The sequence below is a fragment of the uncultured Brevundimonas sp. genome (assembly GCF_963977465.1).
Taxonomy (GTDB): domain Bacteria; phylum Pseudomonadota; class Alphaproteobacteria; order Caulobacterales; family Caulobacteraceae; genus Brevundimonas.
On sequence record NZ_CAXBOQ010000006.1, the window covers coordinates 178,718 to 196,838 of the forward strand.

19 protein-coding genes and 1 tRNA gene are annotated in these 18,121 nt (G+C 68.3%); 10 read left to right on the top strand and 10 right to left on the bottom strand.

The window, feature by feature from the left end:
* Positions 1 to 19 precede the first annotated feature (19 nt).
* Both AAC067_RS13840 and AAC067_RS13845 read left to right on the top strand, forming a co-directional pair.
* A complete protein-coding gene (locus AAC067_RS13840; protein WP_339933438.1) occupies positions 20 to 442 on the top strand; it encodes a DUF6491 family protein in 423 nt (140 codons plus the stop codon).
* A 15-nt stretch (positions 443 to 457) separates the two neighbouring features.
* The gene (locus AAC067_RS13845; protein WP_339933439.1) at positions 458 to 865 is read left to right on the top strand and encodes a hypothetical protein; all 408 of its coding nucleotides are present in this window, start codon (positions 458 to 460) and stop codon (positions 863 to 865) included.
* Positions 866 to 892: 27 nt separating this feature from the next.
* Here AAC067_RS13845 and scpA read toward each other — a convergent pair whose 3' ends face one another.
* The 4 genes from scpA to AAC067_RS13865 all read right to left on the bottom strand — a co-directional run bounded on the left by scpA (position 893) and on the right by AAC067_RS13865 (position 6,621).
* Positions 893 to 3,040 (bottom strand): methylmalonyl-CoA mutase, encoded by a 2,148-nt coding sequence (gene scpA / locus AAC067_RS13850; protein ID WP_339933440.1) that lies wholly within the window; start codon positions 3,038 to 3,040, stop codon positions 893 to 895.
* Positions 3,037 to 4,437 (bottom strand): methylmalonyl-CoA mutase family protein, encoded by a 1,401-nt coding sequence (locus AAC067_RS13855; RefSeq protein ID WP_339933441.1) that lies wholly within the window; start codon positions 4,435 to 4,437, stop codon positions 3,037 to 3,039. Before AAC067_RS13855 ends, scpA begins: the two co-directional genes overlap by 4 nt.
* A 138-nt stretch (positions 4,438 to 4,575) precedes the next feature.
* Positions 4,576 to 5,217, bottom strand: coding sequence for a hypothetical protein (locus AAC067_RS13860; RefSeq protein ID WP_339933442.1), 642 nt, complete (start codon positions 5,215 to 5,217; stop codon positions 4,576 to 4,578).
* Between the two features lie 93 nt (positions 5,218 to 5,310).
* Positions 5,311 to 6,621, bottom strand: a complete 1,311-nt coding sequence (locus AAC067_RS13865) for a S8 family serine peptidase (protein WP_339933443.1) — start codon at positions 6,619 to 6,621, stop codon at positions 5,311 to 5,313.
* A 108-nt stretch (positions 6,622 to 6,729) separates the two neighbouring features.
* On the opposite strand from AAC067_RS13865, the gene AAC067_RS13870 reads away from it, so the two are divergent.
* The 3 genes from AAC067_RS13870 (at position 6,730) to AAC067_RS13880 (ending at position 8,707) form a co-directional block, all read left to right on the top strand.
* Entirely contained in the window at positions 6,730 to 7,233 is a 504-nt protein-coding gene (locus tag AAC067_RS13870; protein WP_339933444.1) for an RNA polymerase sigma factor, read from the top strand.
* Positions 7,230 to 7,958 carry a hypothetical protein gene (locus tag AAC067_RS13875; RefSeq protein WP_339933445.1) on the top strand — a complete coding sequence of 243 codons (729 nt, stop codon included), beginning with the start codon at positions 7,230 to 7,232 and terminating at the stop codon, positions 7,956 to 7,958. Before AAC067_RS13870 ends, AAC067_RS13875 begins: the two co-directional genes overlap by 4 nt.
* A gap of 371 nt (positions 7,959 to 8,329) precedes the next feature.
* On the top strand, positions 8,330 to 8,707 hold the full coding sequence (locus AAC067_RS13880) for a hypothetical protein (RefSeq protein ID WP_339933446.1): 378 nt from the start codon (positions 8,330 to 8,332) through the stop codon (positions 8,705 to 8,707).
* 92 nt (positions 8,708 to 8,799) lie between these two features.
* Here the strand turns inward: AAC067_RS13880 and AAC067_RS13885 are convergent.
* Positions 8,800 to 8,874, bottom strand: a tRNA-Val gene (locus AAC067_RS13885).
* Positions 8,875 to 9,011: 137 nt separating this feature from the next.
* Positions 9,012 to 9,368 (bottom strand): response regulator, encoded by a 357-nt coding sequence (locus tag AAC067_RS13890; RefSeq protein WP_300448772.1) that lies wholly within the window; start codon positions 9,366 to 9,368, stop codon positions 9,012 to 9,014.
* Positions 9,369 to 9,506: 138 nt separating this feature from the next.
* On the opposite strand from AAC067_RS13890, the gene AAC067_RS13895 reads away from it, so the two are divergent.
* Positions 9,507 to 10,361, top strand: a complete 855-nt coding sequence (locus tag AAC067_RS13895; RefSeq protein WP_339933447.1) for an N-formylglutamate amidohydrolase — start codon at positions 9,507 to 9,509, stop codon at positions 10,359 to 10,361.
* Between the two features lie 201 nt (positions 10,362 to 10,562).
* On the opposite strand, the gene AAC067_RS13900 is transcribed toward AAC067_RS13895, so the two are convergent.
* The gene (locus tag AAC067_RS13900; protein WP_339933448.1) at positions 10,563 to 11,249 is read right to left on the bottom strand and encodes a DUF599 family protein; all 687 of its coding nucleotides are present in this window, start codon (positions 11,247 to 11,249) and stop codon (positions 10,563 to 10,565) included.
* 134 nt (positions 11,250 to 11,383) lie between these two features.
* Here AAC067_RS13900 and ppa point away from each other — a divergent pair, with 134 nt between their 5' ends.
* From ppa to AAC067_RS13915, 3 genes are all read left to right on the top strand, one after another.
* Positions 11,384 to 11,944 (top strand): inorganic diphosphatase, encoded by a 561-nt coding sequence (gene ppa, locus AAC067_RS13905; RefSeq protein WP_339933449.1) that lies wholly within the window; start codon positions 11,384 to 11,386, stop codon positions 11,942 to 11,944.
* A 294-nt stretch (positions 11,945 to 12,238) separates the two neighbouring features.
* The gene (gene cobT / locus AAC067_RS13910; protein ID WP_339933450.1) at positions 12,239 to 14,125 is read left to right on the top strand and encodes a cobaltochelatase subunit CobT; all 1,887 of its coding nucleotides are present in this window, start codon (positions 12,239 to 12,241) and stop codon (positions 14,123 to 14,125) included.
* Complete coding sequence (locus AAC067_RS13915) at positions 14,122 to 15,102, top strand: esterase-like activity of phytase family protein (RefSeq protein WP_339933451.1); 981 nt, start codon at positions 14,122 to 14,124, stop codon at positions 15,100 to 15,102. The genes cobT and AAC067_RS13915 overlap by 4 nt, the downstream gene beginning before the upstream one ends.
* A 19-nt stretch (positions 15,103 to 15,121) precedes the next feature.
* Here the strand turns inward: AAC067_RS13915 and AAC067_RS13920 are convergent, their stop codons facing one another.
* From AAC067_RS13920 to AAC067_RS13930, 3 genes are read right to left on the bottom strand one after another with little or no spacing between them, the layout of a single operon-like run.
* Complete coding sequence (locus AAC067_RS13920) at positions 15,122 to 15,706, bottom strand: demethoxyubiquinone hydroxylase family protein (protein WP_339933452.1); 585 nt, start codon at positions 15,704 to 15,706, stop codon at positions 15,122 to 15,124.
* Positions 15,690 to 16,229 carry a disulfide bond formation protein B gene (locus tag AAC067_RS13925; protein ID WP_339933453.1) on the bottom strand — a complete coding sequence of 180 codons (540 nt, stop codon included), beginning with the start codon at positions 16,227 to 16,229 and terminating at the stop codon, positions 15,690 to 15,692. The genes AAC067_RS13920 and AAC067_RS13925 overlap by 17 nt, the downstream gene beginning before the upstream one ends.
* A 43-nt stretch (positions 16,230 to 16,272) precedes the next feature.
* Positions 16,273 to 16,848 (bottom strand): YqaA family protein, encoded by a 576-nt coding sequence (locus AAC067_RS13930; protein WP_339933454.1) that lies wholly within the window; start codon positions 16,846 to 16,848, stop codon positions 16,273 to 16,275.
* A 159-nt stretch (positions 16,849 to 17,007) separates the two neighbouring features.
* On the opposite strand from AAC067_RS13930, the gene hppD reads away from it, so the two are divergent.
* The gene (gene hppD / locus AAC067_RS13935) at positions 17,008 to 18,111 is read left to right on the top strand and encodes a 4-hydroxyphenylpyruvate dioxygenase (RefSeq protein ID WP_339933455.1); all 1,104 of its coding nucleotides are present in this window, start codon (positions 17,008 to 17,010) and stop codon (positions 18,109 to 18,111) included.
* Positions 18,112 to 18,121 lie beyond the last annotated feature (10 nt).

Here is an 18,121-nt window from a genome sequence, read left to right on the forward strand (position 1 = left end):
CCCGCTGCGAGGAACGTGCATGCCCACCGTCTCGATCCCCATGGCCCGGACCCTGGCCCTGGCCTTCGCCCTGACGTCGCTGGCGACCTGCGCGCCCGGCCAGCAGAGCACCGATCCATCGGGAGCCGCCAGCCAGCGCCAGTGTTTCTGGGCCTCGTCCCTGTCCAATTTCCGCCAGGGCGACCACGGCAGCCTCTACGTCCGCGACCGCTCTGATCAGGTGTTCGAGGTCAGTACGCGCGAACGCTGCCAGGAGCTCGATCTTGCCAGCAGCGTGGCCATCCAGTCCGAATACAGCAGTGTCGGTCGCCTCTGTGTCGGCGATAACGCCCGCATCACCATGCGCGGCCTGGGCGGCGAACCGGCCAGCTGCCGCGCCCGCGTGGATCGCCGCCTGACTGCGGACGAGATCGCCGCCCTGCCCGACAACCAGCGACCCTGATCTCCGGAGAGTCCCATGGCCCGCCTGATACTCGCGATCACCACCGCCATCCTGATCGTCGTCCCGTCGGCCTGTGCCCCGGGACCGGGCACACGCCTGCCGGACGCGGCCTCCAACCGGGTGTGCTTCTATCAGGATGAGGTCATCAGCTTCCGCCCCGGCGAAAGTCAGTCGCTGTATGTCCGGGCGGTCGGTGCTGACATCTTCGAACTGAGAGCGTCGGCCCATTGCAGGGATCTGGACACCGCAGACGCCTTGGCTTTCACCCCCATGCCCGGACCGGCACAGCGCCTGTGCGTCGGGGACCATGCGCAGATTTCAGTCTCGGCCTCGATTTCGCCCACGGCACCGTGTCGGGTCGAGATTGTGCGCCGGCTGACGGCCGAAGAGGCCGCCGCCCTGCCGGACCGCTACCGCCCCTAGGGTCGCAGCGTCCCTGACGATCCGTCGTCAGGACTTCTGGGCATACCCCAGCCGGACGTTAAGGCGGTCGATCAGGTCGATGGCCGTGTCAGCGATGACCGAGCCGGGCGGGTAGACCGCCGCCGCGCCCATGTCGATCAGGGTCTGGACGTCGGATGGCGGGATCACTCCGCCGACTACGATCATGATGTCCGACCGACCCAGCCGCTCCAGCTCGGCCTTCAGTTCGGGCACCAACGTCAGATGTCCGGCCGCCAATGAGGAGGCCCCGACCGCGTGCACGTTCTTCTCGACCGCGTCCCGCGCTGCCTCGGCCGGGGTCTGGAACAGGGATCCGGCCGTGGCCTCCAGTCCCAGATCGCCATAGCCGGTAGCGATAACCTTCTGGCCCCGGTCATGACCGTCCTGACCGAGCTTGGCGATCAGGATGCGCGGTGGCCCGCCGTCGTTCTCGATGAAGGTGGCGACCATGTCGCGGGCCCGGCTGATCTTCGGGTCCTTGCCTGCGGCCTTGGCATAGACGCCGGTGACGGTCTTCACCGTGGCCACATGCCGCCCGAAGGCCGCCTCCAGGGCGTCGGAAATCTCGCCGACCGTGGCATAGGCCCGGGCCGCGCGCACGGACAGTTCCAGCAGGTTGCCGTCGCCGCGGGCCCCCTCGGTCAGGGCCGCCAGCGCCGTCTGCACCGCCGGTTCGTCGCGTTCTGCCCGCAGCTTCTGCAGCTTCTCGATCTGACGCGCCCGCACCTCGGCATTGTCGACCTTCAGAACCGGAATGTCGTCGGCAACGGCGTTTAGATAGCGATTGACCCCCACCAGCGTCTGCTGGCCGGTGTCGATGCGCGCCTGGGTCCGGGCCGAGGCCTCCTCGATACGCAGCTTGGGCACCCCGGCCTCAATGGCCTTGGCCATGCCGCCCAGGGCGGCGATCTCGGCGATGTGGGCCCGGGCCCGGGTGACCAGATCGGCCGTCAGCCGTTCGACGTAGAAACTGCCGCCCCACGGGTCGATGGTCCCGGTCAGGCCGGTCTCCATCTGCAGGAACAGCTGGGTGTTGCGCGCGATCCGGGCCGAAAAATCGGTCGGCAGGGCCAGAGCCTCGTCCAGCGAATTGGTGTGCAGGCTCTGGGTCTGTCCCCCGGCGGCGGCCATGGCCTCGATCACGGTGCGCGGCACATTGTTGAACACGTCCTGCGCCGCCAGCGACCACCCGGAGGTCTGGCAATGGGCCCGCAGCGAAAGAGATTTCGGGTCCTTCGGCGCAAACTCGGCCTGCACCAGCTCGGCCCACAGCAGGCGGGCCGCGCGCATCTTGGCCACCTCCATGAAATAGTTCATGCCGATGGCCCAGAAGAAGCTGAGCCGCGGCGCGAAGGTGTCGACATCCATGCCCGACGCCACCCCGGCGCGGATATAGTCGATGCCGTCGGCCAGCGTATAGGCCAGCTCCAGATCGGCCGAGGCCCCGGCCTCCTGCATGTGATAGCCGCTGATCGAGATCGAGTTGAACCGGGGCGCTTCCGCCGCGGTCCAGGCGAAGATGTCCGACACGATCCGCATCGAGGGCCCGGGCGGATAGATGTAGGTGTTGCGGACCATGAACTCCTTGAGGATGTCGTTCTGGATGGTCCCGGTCAGGGCGCTGTGCGGCACGCCCTGCTCCTCCGCCGCCACGACATAGAGGGCCAGAATCGGCAGCACCGCCCCGTTCATCGTCATCGACACGCTCATCGTGTCCAGCGGAATGCCGTCGAACAGGGTGCGCATGTCGAGGATGGAATCGATCGCCACCCCAGCCATGCCGACATCGCCTGCGACCCGCGGATGGTCTGAGTCATAGCCCCGGTGCGTCGCCAGATCGAAGGCGATCGACAGCCCCTTCTGCCCCGCCGCCAGATTGCGCCGGTAGAAGGCGTTGGATTCCTCGGCGGTCGAGAAGCCGGCGTATTGCCGGATGGTCCAGGGGTTGGACGCATACATGGTCGGATAGGGGCCGCGCACATAGGGGGCGAAGCCGGGCAGACCGTCGGTGAAGTCCAGTCCCTCGACCGCGTCCGGGCCATAGGCCGGCGCGACGACGATCCCCTCGGGGGTCTCCCAGTCCACACGGGTCGGTGTCGGCCCGACGGTGCCGGGGTCAAGATCGATGCGGGTGAAGTCGGGAAAGCCGCTCATCGGGCTGCCTCCGCGAGCGTGGTCTCAAAGGGCGCGGCGAACCGCACCGGGGTCAGGGCCGAACAAGTGTCACCGCCCCTGGACACTGTCGCCTCCGGCTCCGCCTCGACCGGGGCCGCGCGCGTCTCCGCATTGACGAATTTCGTGACCCCGATCAGCTGGGCCCGACCCTCGGCCAGATCGGCCTCGCGCAGGGCCCGCGCCCTGGCCACCCGCGCCTGTATCGTACCGGCCTTCAGGGCCGCGATCACCCCGCCCTCGGCCTCAATCCGCTGGAATTCGGCCCAACCTGCCTCGGCCAGATCGCGCGTACGGGCGTCGAGGAACCATGACCCCGCGGCCGGATCGTCGACCCGCCCCAGGTTGGCCTCCTCCATCAGCACCAGCTGGGTATTGCGCGCCAGTCGCCGGGCAAGGGCATCCGGGCGTCCCGAGGCGCGGCTGAATCCGTCCAGCACCACCGCATCCGCCCCGCCGACTGCCCCCGCGAACCCCGCCGACGTCAGACGCAGCAGATTGGGCCAGGGATCACGCGCCGACAGCATGCGCCGCGACGAGCGCGCCTCGATCGTCGCCGGCACGTCCAGCCCCAGAGCCTTGACCAGCGAACCCCAGATCAACCGCAGCGCTCGCACCCGGGCCAGGGCGTCAAAATATTCAGCGTCGACCGACACGCCCAGAACCGTGCCCCGCGCCGCCCGCTCCAGGCTGAGTCCCGCCGCGACCCCGGCCTTGAGGCTGGCCACGGCCGAGGCTGCGGCAAAGCCCAGTTCCTGCCCGGCCGAGCCACCGGCCTCATGCACCACCCGACCGCTGGCCAGAAAGAAGCTGGCCTCGGGATAGGCCCCCGCGTGCCGGGCCGCCGTATTGGCCGCCAGGGTCAGATGTTCATCGATCGGTCGCGGCGCGGCCCCGGCGGCGGCAAAGGCCGAAACCGGATCCAGATGAAAGCGCAGCTTCGCCCGCGGCGAGCCCTTGCCCACCACCGCCAGCGCGTCGGCCGCGACCGGGCCGTCCAGTCCGGCGTCCAGCCCGACGGCCGCCAGCTCCAGCGCCACACCGTCCAGCGCCCGCGCCAGCGGATCGCTGTCCGACAGAATGGCCCCCGACAGGATCACCGAGGCCGCTCCGCCCTCCAGATCCGCCAGCACGGCGGCATTCACCGACTCGGGAGCGTCCCCCTCGATCAGGGTGCGCAAGTCCCAGGCCCGGCCGTCGGCATCCACAGCGCGCGGCGCGAACACCGGGGTGACCGCATCGTCGGCTGCATACAGGGGGGCGACCCCCAGGCCGTCGGCATCCGTTCGCGTCAGCTCGGACAGCGCACGCCCCTTCAGGGCCTTGCCGGCCTGGGCCTCCCATTGGGCACGGGTCGGCCGGACGAACAGTTCGGACATGGGGACTCCAGCGAAAAACCTGCGCCTCTATGGCGCGCGCACCCGCCGTGCGTCCAGTCCGGGCCGTCCGCAGTCCGCGCACGGAAAGGCCCCGCCGCTCGCGCGACGGGGCCTATCCGCCTTAAGGGAGGCGGTCGACTATTCCGGGCCGGTCGATCCCGAGGCATTAGCGTTGCCGCTGGCCGACACTGAGACGCCACCACGATTGGCCGAGGCCGAACCGGAGGACGAAGCGCCACCGCGCGCCGAGCTGTTGCCCGTGTCCGACCCGACACCCGACATCAGGCCACCGTCGGCTTCGACACCGGTATCCGAGCCGACCTGACCCGAGCCCGAGCCTGCGACGGCACCCGACAGATCGGTCGAACGGGCACGATTCAGCGCCCCGGCACCGGCCGCCTGCCCGCGGGCAGCGGCCGAGGATGTGGTGTCGCGGGCCTGGTCACGAGTAGCGGCAGCCGCCCGTTCAGCGCGCGCCGCGGCGGCTGAGGCCCGCGCGCGGGTCCGTTCAGCCCGGGCCTCGGCCCGGGCGCGGGCCCGTTCGGCCAGGCTGGTGGTGTCGCCCAGACGGTCGCTGACGATGCCACGATCGATCGAGCCGCCGAACGCGCCGCTGCCGGAACCGGCGGCCTGCCCGGTTATGCTGCCCAGACCGCCGAGGCTACCGCCGCCACTTCCGGTGATTCCGCCGGTCGCGCCGCCGACCACCTGGGCCTGGACTCCGCCGGCCATAACCAAGGCAAACGTCGCGCTCGCCGTCAGCAATAGGATCTTACGCATGGTGCATTCTCCTGAAACTCAATGAAGGCAGACGTTGCCCTCACTGAGCCCAACGACGGGCCATGCGGTTTTCATCCGTCGCTTGAATGTCTTTCAGCGCGTCAGTCGTCCGCGCGCACCGACAGCACGGGGGGCGACGCGGAGATCAGCCCCGACCAGTCCCCGGCCGTAGACCGGATCGTCCCCGGCGGTCCCCAGATCGCGGGCCTCGCGCGTCAGCGCCGCCACAGCCCGGTCGGCACCACCGGCCTCCATACGCTCTGCCAGCAGGCCGGCGACGATCGGTGCGGCGAACGAGGCCCCGCGCACCGTGGCATAGCCCCCACCGAGCGTTGCGGCGGCCATGTCTGCCCCAGGGGCGGCAAAATCCACCTGCGCGCCGCGCCCGGCCTCGGGCAGCACCCGATCGCGGCCGCTCACCGCCGTGACACCGATCACGCCGGAATAGGCGGCCGGATAAAGCGGCGGCGCGGCCGGACCGTCATTACCGACCGCCGCGACCAGCAGATAGCCGCGTCCGACCAGTCGACCAACCACCACCTCGACCAACGGGTTTCGGGGGCCGACCAGACTGATGTTGATTACCCTGACGTCGCGGACCGCCATCCAGGCCAGCGCCCGGGCCAGGGCCTCGGCCGAACCGCCGGTCACCGCCCCGCCGTAGACGTCGGCGGCAAACAGGTCCGCGCCGGGTGCCGCCCCGGCGAACCCCGCCCCCCGACCTGCGAGCAGCGAGGCGACAGCGGTACCGTGGGCCGCGGGCCGCACGGGCCCGGCGAAGCCCTGCTGGGTCAGGGTCACCGACGACAGGCTGGGATGGCCCCCCTCCACGCCGGTATCAATCAACCCGACCCGTCGGCCGGACGGCGGCCCCGGATTCGGCACCGCCGCGCGCCCGGCGACCGCGACGACACCCCCGGCCGGGCCGTGAATGTGATTGAAGGTGTAGCTGCCCTGCGGATCCATGTCCGCCAGGCGTTCGACCCCGTCCCGCAGCGCCATACCCCGCGGCGGGGTCAGGACCACGACCGTCAGATCCAGCCCCTCCAGCCGGGTTTCCCGCAGCACAAAGAAGCCATTCGCCCGGGCCCGCTCAAGCACGGCCGGCGCTGGATCGGTGGCGAGGATCTCGCCGCGCACGACCGGCCAGCCCTGGGGATCGGCCTCCAGCGCCCCACGTGACTGACGGATCAGGCGGGTCAGGTGGGACGGGACCGTCTCGACCACGGCGTCAACCTGTCGCTCGAGGGCGTCCACGCGTCCGACCACTCGTCCGGGCAGGGTCTCGATCCGACCCGTCGGCAGTGTGGGTCCCGGCATCGACGGCAGGCCGATCTGGGCCAGGGCGGGCGAGCCCGTTCCCAACAATACCAGGGCGATCACCACCATGACTGTTCGGATCATTTGCGCCTCCGTTCGGCCGGGCCGTGTCAGAAAAATCTTGGTCGCACGGCCGATATGGATGAAACGTCCGGCCGACGCCGTTCTATCCATTATGACCCGGGATCGCCATTGGATGAGTTTCAGGAAGGCCTTGTTGCACTGCTGCCGCGCCTGCGCCGGCTTGCCCGCGCCCTGGCCCGCTCCGAGGTCGATGCCAATGATCTGGTTCAGGACACTGTCGAGCGCGCCCTGGCGAAACGGTCGGGATTCCGCCCCGGCACGCGTCTCGACAGCTGGACCTTCACTATCATGAGACGCCTGTTCATCGATCAGGGGCGATCGCGCACCCGTTGGGGCCGGGTGGTCACACCGGCCACCGAGGCGACCGAAGCCGTGGCCGACGCCAGCATGGCCGGCGAAACGCTGCGCGCCGATGCCATGGCCGTACGCACCGCCATCCACGCCCTGCCGCGCGACCAGCAACTGGCGGTGGCCCTCGTGCTGATCGACGGCCTGTCCTACGCCGAGGCGGCAGACGTCGCGGGCGTCCCCGCCGGAACCCTGACCAGCCGACTGGTCAGGGCCCGCCAGACCCTGATCCAGACCCTCGCCGCCCAGGGAGTGAACCCATGACCGTCGATGACCTGACCCTGATGGCCTTTGTCGACGGCGAACTGACCGCTGCCGAGCACGAACGGGTCACGACCGCCCTGGCACTGGACCCCGCCCTGCAGGCCCGGGCCGAAGCCCTGCGCGGGGCCCGTTGCGTGGCACGCGAAGCCTTTCCGATCGTCGTTGACCCCCTCGATACTGCCCTCGCGGCCCACATCCGCTCCAGCAAGACGGGGACGGCGACCCGACGGTTCACGCCGGCGCACCTGTTCGCCCCGCGACTGCGCCGCCCGGCCCTGTGGGCCGGTCTGGCCGTAGCCGGTTTCGCGGCCGGCATCGGCGTCGGCTGGCTCGCCCCCGGCCCAGCGCCCGACGGGCTCGTCCTGCAACCCGGCGCGCAGATCGCCGACGGGGCCCTGACCCGGGTACTGGACACACGCATGGCCGGCGACGGCGTCGATGCCTCCGGTCGCCGGGTGAATCTGACCTTCAGAACCGTCGACGGCGAATGGTGCCGGACCTTTGCCGCCGACGCCGACGGCGTCGCGGGTCTGGCCTGTCGCAAGAATGGCCACTGGCAGGCCCGGGTGATCACCCCCTGGGTCGCGCCCGACACCGCCCTGCGCACGGCCTCGGCCGAAACCCCTGCGGCCATCCTGGCCGAGGTCGACGCCCTGATCAGCGGCCAGACCCTCGACGCCGCCGCCGAAGCGGACCTGCTGGCCGCCGGTTGGAGCGAGCCCTGACGCCGCCCGTGGGATGAATCCGTTCCGTTGAGTCGTTGGACCTCCGAAGGCAGCTTTGCCGTCGTCGTGAGGTTTCGAGTGAACGCGGACGAATACAGGGATCGGGCCGCCGTCTGGAGACAGCGTGCCGCCGAACGGCACGATGCCGGGGCCCGGGCGGCCGACCTTCGACTGGCGCAGGAATACGAGCGCCTCGCTGAGTCCCTGTCTGGATCCCAGGGTCCAGCAGGGCTGTCTCCGGGCCCATTGGAAGGCGACACGGAACAGGCGACCGACGTCCTTCTCTGAAGTACCGACCAGATCGCCCGTTCAGGAAATTGCGTACGTCGGCCTTAAGCCTTTCTTGCCTGCCGCAATGGCAATCCGTTCCCATGTCCACAAGATTCAAATTAGACGAGGGGCGGAAACGAATTATCGTAACCGTCCTGCCGCAGCCCCGGACCACAACGGTCGCCGACACGGTCATCAGCCTCCTCGAACAACGCGCCGAGGTGGGGGCCTGGGACTGGATATTCGATATTCGTGTTCCACACGCCAAGGCAACGCCGGACGAACTGGACCGGATCGCTGCCGCCTTCAACGCCGTGCGGAGCAAGCAGAGTTATACGATCTTCGTCAGCGACGACCCGATTGCCCACGAGCGCTGCCGGATAATGGACACCAAATTTCTGGATCGTCGCCACCTGGTCGCCAGCACCATGCGTGCCGCTACGGCCCTGATCCCCCGGACCATGGCCCCGGTCTACTAGCCAGCACGTCGCGAGCGTGCGTCAGGCGCGGGCTGGCCAGCATCCGGCAGGGGACGCCACATCTTCAACGCTTGCAATGTGAAGGGAAGGAATGGTGGACGCGACAGGGATTGAACCTGTGACCCCCTCGATGTCAACGAGGTGCTCTCCCGCTGAGCTACGCATCCGCCAAAGCGGTTCCGGACAGGTCCGGAACGGGAAGGAGCGGTCTATAACCCGGTCGCCTCGCGCACTGCAAGAGCCAACACGCCGCATCCGCCTACAAAAGAATTTGAGCGTCCGCCGGACCCAACCCCGGACAGATCTAGGCGGCGACCATCCGTTCGACTTCGGTCACCAGGTCCCGCAGATGCACGGGCTTGGACAGAACCTTGGCCTGGGGCGAGGCCTGGGCGGCCGTCAGGGCCACGGCGGCAAAGCCGGTGATGAACATGATGCGGATGCCGGGCTGGCGGGCGGCGGCAACACGCGCGACCTCGATCCCGTCGGCTCCCGGCATGACGATATCAGTCAGCAACAGGTCCCACGGCCCCTGGTCCAGCGCGTCGATGGCGTCGTCGCCGTTCTCGCAATCGACCACCGAATGGCCGGCTCGTTCCAGCGCCCGCGTCAGGAAACCCCGCAGCGAACCATCGTCTTCAGCCAGCAGAATTCGCGCCATACCCCGGTCGTCCCTTGATCTTTAACCCGGACGCTAGGCCCCGAACGGTAAACCGGCCATGAAAAACAGCAATATCCCTGAATGCCATCTGTGTACGGTCCGGGGAATGATGCACACATGCCGTCAATGAACCCAGAGATGACAGCCGCGGCCGGCGATGCCGTCGAATCGAACCTGGCCGGCGGCTTTCGCATCACGCCGCCCGGTACCGCGCCCGGCCCCTTCGTCTTCGCCTCACCCCACTCCGGCCGGTTCTGCCCGGCGGACCTCCGGGCCCGGGCGGCGCTGGCACCTGACGCCCTCCATGGCACCGAGGACGCCCTCGTGGACCGCCTGATTGAGGCCGGATCTGACCATGGGGCCGTGATCATCGCCGGCCAGATCGGCCGCGCCTATCTGGACCTGAACCGCGACCCGGCCGAATTGGACCCTCGGCTGATCGCCGATGTCCCTGACGGCCCCTTGTCGGCCAAGGTCTCGGCGGGTTTCGGTGTCCTGCCACGCCTCGGCGGCGATGGCCTGCCCCTGTATGACCGCATCCTGCCGCTGCACGAGGCCCGGGACCGGATCGCGCGCATTCACACGCCCTATCACGCGGCCCTGGCGGACCTGATGCAGGCGGCCCACGCCCGTCACGGCCGCGCCGTCCTGATCGACTGGCATTCGATGCCGGCGCGGGTCAACGGCGGCGCGACAGGCCCTGACGTGGTGCTGGGCGACCGCTACGGCACCAGTTGCACCACCAGCCTGACCCGGGATCTGCGCTCCGCTTTCGAGCGACTGGGCTGGCGGGTGGCACTGAACCAGCCCTATCCCGGCGGCTATTCAACCCGGATCTGGGGTCGGCCTGACGACGGCTACCACGCCATCCAGATCGAACTGAACCGTGGTCTCTATTTCAACGAATCGACCCGTGAACCGGGGCCGGGCTGGTCGCGCTGCGTCAGCGGCCTGCAACGGGTCATCGCCGGTCTGTGTGCCGACATCGCATAAAAAAATGCCGCACCCGAGGGCGCGGCATTGAAGTCTATAGGGAGGAAACGCCCAGAAAGGGCATGACGCCCGGAGGCGTCGTCAAGAAAGTTAGGTTGCAGCGCACAATACGTCAAGAGGACTTCTCGCACCTGCGATCACAGCAGGTTACGACTCGCGCGCCCGGTCTTGACCGCTCGACGTCAGCCCGCCCGGCAAGGCTTATTTCAACTCCAACAGCCGCCGGGCGGTGCGCACTGCCCGCGCCGCCGGGGAACCGGCCTGGCGCCAGATCAGCAGGGCGAAGGCTGATGCCACCCCCGCCGCCAGCCACCATGGCCCGAACAGCCAGGCCGCCGAGGCGAGGGCGAAATAATAGCCGCGCACCCCCTGGCTGAAGGCGCTCAGGGCCGGGTTGAGCAGGGCCGCCGCTGCCTCGCCCAGGGCGAGGCGATCGCCTTCGTCCCCAAGCTCCGGGGCCGCGCCGATCAAGGCCAGGGTGTAGTTGAGCTGCCGGATCGACCAGATGAAATCCAGCAGGCCCCGCGCCAGACAGACCAGAATCAGCGCCAGCTTGCCCTCCAGCAGAGGCAGGGGCACCGCCTCCGCCCCGACAGCGGCCACGCCCCGCAGAGCGCCTTCCCCGCCGAACAATATGCCGCCGACCGCCGCGATCAGCAGCAGGTTGGTCGAGGCGAAGAACGAGGCCGAATTGATCGTATGGCCCATCAGCTGGCTGTCGACGATCCGCACCTCGCGGTGGACCATGACCCGCATCCAGGCGCGCCGGACCAGAACCATGTCGTCGTTCAGTGTCCCGCTGCGTCGCGCCAGCACATTGAGCAGCGGCCCGTAACCGAGCCAGCACACCATGAAGAGGCTCAGGGCCGCGATATCCGGAATCGTCATCGTCCACACCTTGCGTCGCGCTTCGCCATTGTCCTGCCGCTCGATGCGTTCAGGAGCAAGTCAGCCTTGCTCCCCGGCTCGACCCGGACTATCACGCCCGCCTCTCTTTCGCAGTTGCACAATACGGTTCAACCATGAACATCGACGCCATCCCCGTCGGCCCCAATCCGCCTTGGGACCTGAATGTGATCATTGAGATCCCGCAAGGCGGTCTCCCGGTCAAATATGAGATGGACAAGGAGTCGGGCGCGCTGTTCGTCGACCGCTTCCTGCACACCGCCATGTATTATCCGGGCAACTACGGCTTTGTGCCGCACACCCTGTCGGATGATGGCGACCCCTGCGACGTGATCGTGCTGAACCCGACCCCGGTCGTGCCCGGCTGCGTCATCCGCTCGCGCCCGATCGGCGTGCTGATCATGGAAGACGAAAAGGGCATGGACGAGAAAATCCTCGCTGTCCCGGTCGACGCGCTGCACCCCTATTACACCGACATCGCCAGCTACCGGCAGTTGCCCAACATTATGGTCGAGCAGATCCAGCACTTCTTCACCCGCTACAAGGACCTGGAGAAGAACAAGGAAACCAAGGTCAAGGGTTGGGGCGACGCCGGCGAGGCCGCCGAGCTGATCGTCACGGGCATGCGCGCCCACCAAGACAAGCTGAAAGCCGCCATCGAGGCCAACGCCGCCTGATCCGGCGCGGCCGGCGAACGGGCCTGTTTCCAGCATTTTGCACCGCCACAACTATCTGATTTCACAGGGTTTTCATAAAATATCCCGTCCTGAACCTGGCACCCTCGTCCGGTGTGGTAAATTGCGCGGGTGGCATTCGACTGTGCGACCGGCCTTTCCGGATGCCATGGCAGGTTGGCAGGGTTGGCACCCCGCTTTTCCAAAACCCTGCCAAACACCGCGCCGGACAAGAATAAGCCTTCGCCCACGACGTCCATGTCTTCACCCCTTGTGCAGGACACGCTAACGAAGCCCATGGCCGCTGCCGACACTCCTGCCGAGACTTTCAAGCGGGCGCTCGCCCATGCGGCGCGCGCGCTGGCGGAGCAGTCCGAGCTGGAGGTGACCTTCGGCTCCGACGGCCCGCGCCTGGCCAACGGTGTCCTGACCCTGCCGCATCCGCCCCGCGACCCATCCGGGCCCGACAGCGCCACCCTGCGAGGCCAGGCCGACCGGCTGGCGCTGCGCCTGGCCAATCACGACGAGGGCCTGCACAGCCGCCTGCGCCCCGCCGACAGCCGCGCTGCCGAGGTATTCGAGGCCGTCGAACAGGCCCGGGTCGAAGCCGTCGGTTCCCACTCCCTCGCCGGGGTGCGTGCCAATATGGGTGCCGCCCTGCTGACCCGGCTGGAAAAGAGCGGGGCCCTGCGCGCTGCTGACGCCGAACAGGTTTCCGTGCCCGAGGCCCTGGCCCTGCTGGTGCGCGAACGCCTGACGGGTCTGCCCGCCCCCGACGGGGCCCGGGCCATGGTCGATCTGGTCCGCACCGATATCGAATCCCGCGCCGGTGACCAGCTGGACGCCCTGGCGATCAGCGCCGACGATCAGGAAGCCTTCGCCCTGAAACTGCGCGACGTGCTGCGGGCACTGGACATGGATCCCGGCGACGGTCGCGGTGACGATGCGTCCGAGGACCAGGGCGACGAGGAGCCCGATCCCCAGGACCCGGACGCCGCCGACGATCAGGACGACGAGGAGGACTCCGGTGGCGAAGGTGGCCAGTCGATGGAGGGCACCGCCGACGACCAGTCGGCCGAAGAGGATCGCGATGCCCGCCCCGACGGCAGCCCGGCCGATCCCGACGGCGACGCGTCCGAGGACGGGCCGGAACTGGACGACGGCTCAATGCCCAATCGGCAGCAAACCGGCGACGACGGCCGGGTGATCGACGCCTACAAGGTGTTCACCACCGCCTATGATGAGGTTATCGACGCCGCCGACCTGTGCGATCCGATGGAACTGGATCGGCTGCGTGCCCTGCTGGACCAGCAGCTGACGGCCCTCAGCAGCATCGTCTCCCGCCTCGCCAACAAGCTGCAGCGCCGCCTGATGGCCCAGCAGAACCGCAGCTGGTCCTTCGATCTCGAGGAAGGGGTGCTGGATACCGCCCGCCTGACCCGAATCATCACTGATCCGACCGCCCCCCTGACCTTCAAGGCCGAGAGCGAGAGCCCGTTCCGCGACACCGTCGTCACCCTGCTGCTCGACAATTCTGGGTCGATGCGCGGCCGGCCGATCATGGTCGCGGCCGTGTGCGCCGACATCATGGCCCGAACGCTGGAGCGTTGCGGCGTCAAGGTCGAGATTCTCGGCTTCACCACCCGCGCGTGGAAGGGCGGCCAGTCGCGCGAGGCCTGGATCAGCGCCGGCAAGCCGCCCATGCCCGGCCGTCTCAACGACCTGCGCCACATCATCTACAAGGCCGCCGATTCGCCCTGGCGCCGGTCCCGCAAGAACCTCGGCCTGATGATGCGCGAAGGGCTGCTCAAGGAGAACATCGACGGCGAGGCCCTGACCTGGGCCCACGACCGGTTGACGGCCCGGCCAGAGTCGCGCCGCATCCTGATGGTCATCTCCGACGGCTCGCCGGTCGACGACTCGACGCAGTCGGCCAACGCCGCCCTCTATCTGGACAAGCACCTGCGTCAGGTCATCGAGGAGATCGAGACCCGCTCGCCGGTCGAATTGATCGCCATCGGCATCGGCCATGACGTGACCCGCTGGTACCGCCGCGCCGTGACCATCGTCGATGTCGAACAGCTGGCCGGGGTCATCATCGAAAAACTGGCCGAACTGTTCGACGCCAAACCGAAGACGGTCGAACGCCGCACCGGCCGGTCTCGCGCCCGGCGAGCGGCATGAACCTGTTCAGTCGCTTCGGGGCCCTGGCTGCGGCCCTGACCCTGGCCGCCTGCGCCGCGGTTCCGGCCGCCCCTTGGCTCGCGACGCCCGCCGACGGCTGGACCCCGGTCGCCGCACAGACCCGCCCGGTCGGCCTCGGCCTGCTGCCCGGGGCCCATCTGGCGGCAGGGGTCCGGTTTGCCGGCGGCATCGTCGTCATCAGTCCCGAAACCACACCCCTGCACGGCCTGTCGGATCTGAAGATCGTCGACGGCGACCTGATCAGCGTGTCCGATGCCGGAGACCTGGTCCGGGCCCGGCTGCGGCTGGATCGACGCGGCCGCCTGACCGGTCTGGACCAGCCCCGCGTGCGCCGACTGACACTGACCAACGGCCGCTCGATCACCGACAAGGTCGATGGCGACGCCGAGGGCCTGGTCATCACCGCCACCGGCGACCTGCTGATCAGTTTCGAGCGCGACCACCGCATCTGGAACTATGGGCCCCTCACCCGGCTGGGTGGAGACCCCGTCCCCGTCGCCGCACCCGACTATGGATTTCCAGCCAATGACGGGATGGAGGGGCTCAGCGCCGCGCCGGGCGGCTGGCGCGCCACCGGGGAGTCCGGCGGCGTCTGGGACTGTTCCCCCACGGGCTGCCGCTTCGTGGTCGCCCCGCCTGATGTCCTGCTGGTCGATGCTGACTACCGCATCACCGGCCTGGACCGGGACCCGGCCGGTGATGGCTGGTTCGCGGTCGAGCGCAGTTTCCGTCCGCCCGCCGACGTGCGGGCTCGCGTGCGCCGCATGGCCATGGACGGCAGCCTCGGTCCCGTTCTGATCGAGCTGAAACACCCCGGCACGGTCGATAATTTCGAGGGTATCGCCGCCGTGGCCACACCCGCCGGGGTCAGGCTCTATCTGCTGTCCGACGACAATTTCAGCGACAAACAGCGGACCCTGCTGCTGGCCTTCGATCTGGACACCGCCCGACCCTGATCATCGGCATGCGGGCCGGTCAGACGCGTTCGCTGACCTTGATCGCCACCCGGCAGCCGGCCTTGATCACGGCGCTCAGCAGCCGGTGACCGGGGGCATCGCGGCTGCCCTGTTCGACCGCATGGTCGTGATGGGCCAGCTCCTCGTCGCGGAACTGGGTCAGTTCGGCGGCCAGGGCCGGATCCCGGTCGGCCAGTTCGGCGATCTGATCGGCATAGTGCTGCTCGATCACGCTCTCGACCGCCTCGGTGCAGGCGTGGGCGGCCTTCTCGCCCAACAGGGCAGTGCCGGCACCGAGTCCCAGGGCGGCCAGCCGCCAGACCGGCGTCATGATCGTCGGTCGCACCCGTTCGGCGTTCAGCAGGGCGTCGAACCGGGCCAGATGCACCGCTTCCTGCTCGCCCATCTCGCCCATGTCGGCGGCCACGGCCTCGTGCCCGGCACGACCCTGAAACACGGCCTGCTGGGCCCGATAGATGTGTACGGCGGCGTATTCCCCGGCGTGGTCGACCCTCAGGATCTCGGCCCGACGCGCGCGACTCGCCCCCCGGCCCGGACGGGGCAGGGGAATGCGGCGATCATCGGCGTTAGTTTGCGGGGCCACGGGCATCCTTGGGCCGCTTGGCGGCCAGCAGGCTGATAAGGGCGAGGACCGCCGAAATCAGCGCATTCCAGCCTGCCATGGACAGGCCCAGCCAGCTCCATGCCACGGCGTCGCACATGGCCACCCGGGCCACGGGCCCGTTGCCCAGCGCGAGGGAGTTCAGGGCCGCCTCGAGATCGAGTCCACCAGCCCCGGCCGTGCAGGTCGCCGGCAGCGCCCACCAGTGCAACTCGCCGCCTGCATGGAAGACCGCCGTGACCGTACCGGTCAGGAAAACGAGAAACAGCAGAAAGGACGCGATCCTTGGCGTGCCGCGGCTGGCCCGACTGACCAGGGCCCACAGGGTGGCGGCCAGGGCGATAGTCACCGCACCCCACAGCACCTCGCGCTGCCGCAGACACAGATTGCACGGCGACAGGCCGGCAAACCGCTCAAACGCATGAGCCGCCGCCAGCATCGCCAACGATATGCCGAGCGCGAACGCGGTCCACCAGCGGGTCAGGAGACGAAAAAGTTCGGTCATCGGCCTTTTCATAGACGCCCGCGCGGGGTCCGTCGATGGAGCACTACAGCAGCTTGACCGCAGCGATCAACGCGACCAGCAGGATCACGCCGATGATCGAGAACAGGGCCAGCCGCTTCTCCACCACCGCCAGCATCGCCGGGCCGAATTTCTTGAGAATCCAGGCCTCGAGGAAGAACCGTCCGCCGCGCGTCACCACCGAGGCCGCCATGAAGACCGGGAAGCTGAAGGCCGCCAGACCCGAGGCGATCGTCACCAGCTTATAGGGTATCGGGGTCAGACCTTTGATCAGGATGACCCACAGCCCCCAGTCGGCGAACCAGCTCTTGAAATGCTCCAGTCCGTCGGCGTGACCCATCAGGCTCAGCACCCACAGCCCGACGTCGTTCAGGTAATAGCCGATGGCATAGCCGAGGATGCCGCCCAGCACCGAGGCTGCGGTACAGACCCCGGCATAGAAATAGGCTCGCTCCGGCCGCGCCAGGATCATCGGGCACAGCATCACATCCGGCGGAATCGGGAAGAAGGAACTCTCGGCGAACGAAACGACCGCCAGGGCCGGAGTCGCGTGTCGGCTTCGCGCAAGGGCGAAAACCCAGTCGTACATCTTGCGAAGCATGGGGTCCTTTCGGGTGGTCACTCCGCCTCTAGCAGGCGTTGCCGACGGACGCACGCTCCAGATCGTGTTCGGCTGGCGGGTTGGCGAAGGCGGCGCGGATGACTAGGTTCCGCGCCACACAGCGGTGCCGCGCCGCTACCCCCTTCAGGAGACGCTCCCATGCATGATGCGCCCCAATCCGATGCCGCCGTCCGCCTCGACCAGGAAAACCCTCTCGGTGTCGACGGTTTCGAGTTCGTCGAATTCACCGGCCCCGAGCCCGAGGCCATGCTGTCCCGGCTGGAGCTGATGGGCTTCACCCGCACCCATGTGAACCCGGCCACCGGTGCCGTCCGCCTGAAACAGGGCGACATCACCATGCTGGTCAACGCCACGCCCAAGGGCCAGGCCGCCGACTTCGCCCGGGACCACGGCCCCTCGGCCAACGGCATGGCCTTCCGGGTCAACGACGCCAAGGCGGCCTATGAAGGCGCGGTGTCGCGCGGTGCCAAGCCAGCCGAAGGCACCGACGGCGGCGCGCTGGGCGGCGGCTATCCCTACATCCTGCAGGGCATCGGCGGCTCGTTGCTCTACATCGTCGACCAGTATGGCGACGCCGGCTCGCTGTATGACGGCTGGGACGAGATCGAGGGCTGGGAAGAGGCCGAGCGCAAGAACAACGTCGGCCTGTATTGCCTCGACCACCTGACCCACAACGTCAATCGCGGCCAGATGCGCACCTGGTCGGGCTTCTACGGCGACGTCTTCGCCTTCGAGGAGCAGAAATATTTCAACATCAAGGGCCAGGCCACCGGCCTGCTGTCCCAGGCCATGATCGCTCCCGACCGGGCCATCCGCATCCCCCTCAACGAGAGCCAGGACGACAACTCCCAGATCGAGGAATTCCTGCGTCGCTACAACGGCGAGGGCATCCAGCACATCGCCCTGCACACCGACAACATCTTCGAGACCGTCGAGGAGATGAAGCGGCGCGGCATCCCCTTCCAGGACACCATCGAGACCTATTTCGACCTGATCGACAAACGCCTGCCCGGTCACGGCGAGGACGTCGCCCGCATGCGTCTGAACCGCATCCTGATCGACGGCTCCGACGAGGACGGCCTGCTGCTGCAGATCTTCACCCAGGACACCTTCGGCCCGATCTTCTTCGAGATCATCCAGCGCAAGGGCAACCAGGCCTTTGGCGAGGGCAATTTCCAGGCCCTGTTCGACTCCATCGAGCTGGATCAGATCCGGCGCGGCGTCATCAAGGTCGACGCCTAGGAACAGAGTT

Coding starts and splice junctions, on each gene's coding strand:
- AAC067_RS13840 (WP_339933438.1), top strand. CDS start 20: ATGCCCACCGTCTCGATCCCCATGGCCCGGACCCTGGCCCTGGCCTTC.
- AAC067_RS13845 (WP_339933439.1), top strand. CDS start 458: ATGGCCCGCCTGATACTCGCGATCACCACCGCCATCCTGATCGTCGTC.
- scpA (WP_339933440.1), bottom strand. CDS start 3,040: ATGAGCGGCTTTCCCGACTTCACCCGCATCGATCTTGACCCCGGCACC.
- AAC067_RS13855 (WP_339933441.1), bottom strand. CDS start 4,437: ATGTCCGAACTGTTCGTCCGGCCGACCCGTGCCCAATGGGAGGCCCAG.
- AAC067_RS13860 (WP_339933442.1), bottom strand. CDS start 5,217: ATGCGTAAGATCCTATTGCTGACGGCGAGCGCGACGTTTGCCTTGGTT.
- AAC067_RS13865 (WP_339933443.1), bottom strand. CDS start 6,621: ATGATCCGAACAGTCATGGTGGTGATCGCCCTGGTATTGTTGGGAACG.
- AAC067_RS13875 (WP_339933445.1), top strand. CDS start 7,230: ATGACCGTCGATGACCTGACCCTGATGGCCTTTGTCGACGGCGAACTG.
- AAC067_RS13880 (WP_339933446.1), top strand. CDS start 8,330: ATGTCCACAAGATTCAAATTAGACGAGGGGCGGAAACGAATTATCGTA.
- AAC067_RS13890 (WP_300448772.1), bottom strand. CDS start 9,368: ATGGCGCGAATTCTGCTGGCTGAAGACGATGGTTCGCTGCGGGGTTTC.
- AAC067_RS13895 (WP_339933447.1), top strand. CDS start 9,507: ATGACAGCCGCGGCCGGCGATGCCGTCGAATCGAACCTGGCCGGCGGC.
- AAC067_RS13900 (WP_339933448.1), bottom strand. CDS start 11,249: ATGACGATTCCGGATATCGCGGCCCTGAGCCTCTTCATGGTGTGCTGG.
- ppa (WP_339933449.1), top strand. CDS start 11,384: ATGAACATCGACGCCATCCCCGTCGGCCCCAATCCGCCTTGGGACCTG.
- cobT (WP_339933450.1), top strand. CDS start 12,239: ATGGCCGCTGCCGACACTCCTGCCGAGACTTTCAAGCGGGCGCTCGCC.
- AAC067_RS13915 (WP_339933451.1), top strand. CDS start 14,122: ATGAACCTGTTCAGTCGCTTCGGGGCCCTGGCTGCGGCCCTGACCCTG.
- AAC067_RS13925 (WP_339933453.1), bottom strand. CDS start 16,229: ATGACCGAACTTTTTCGTCTCCTGACCCGCTGGTGGACCGCGTTCGCG.
- AAC067_RS13930 (WP_339933454.1), bottom strand. CDS start 16,848: ATGCTTCGCAAGATGTACGACTGGGTTTTCGCCCTTGCGCGAAGCCGA.
- hppD (WP_339933455.1), top strand. CDS start 17,008: ATGCATGATGCGCCCCAATCCGATGCCGCCGTCCGCCTCGACCAGGAA.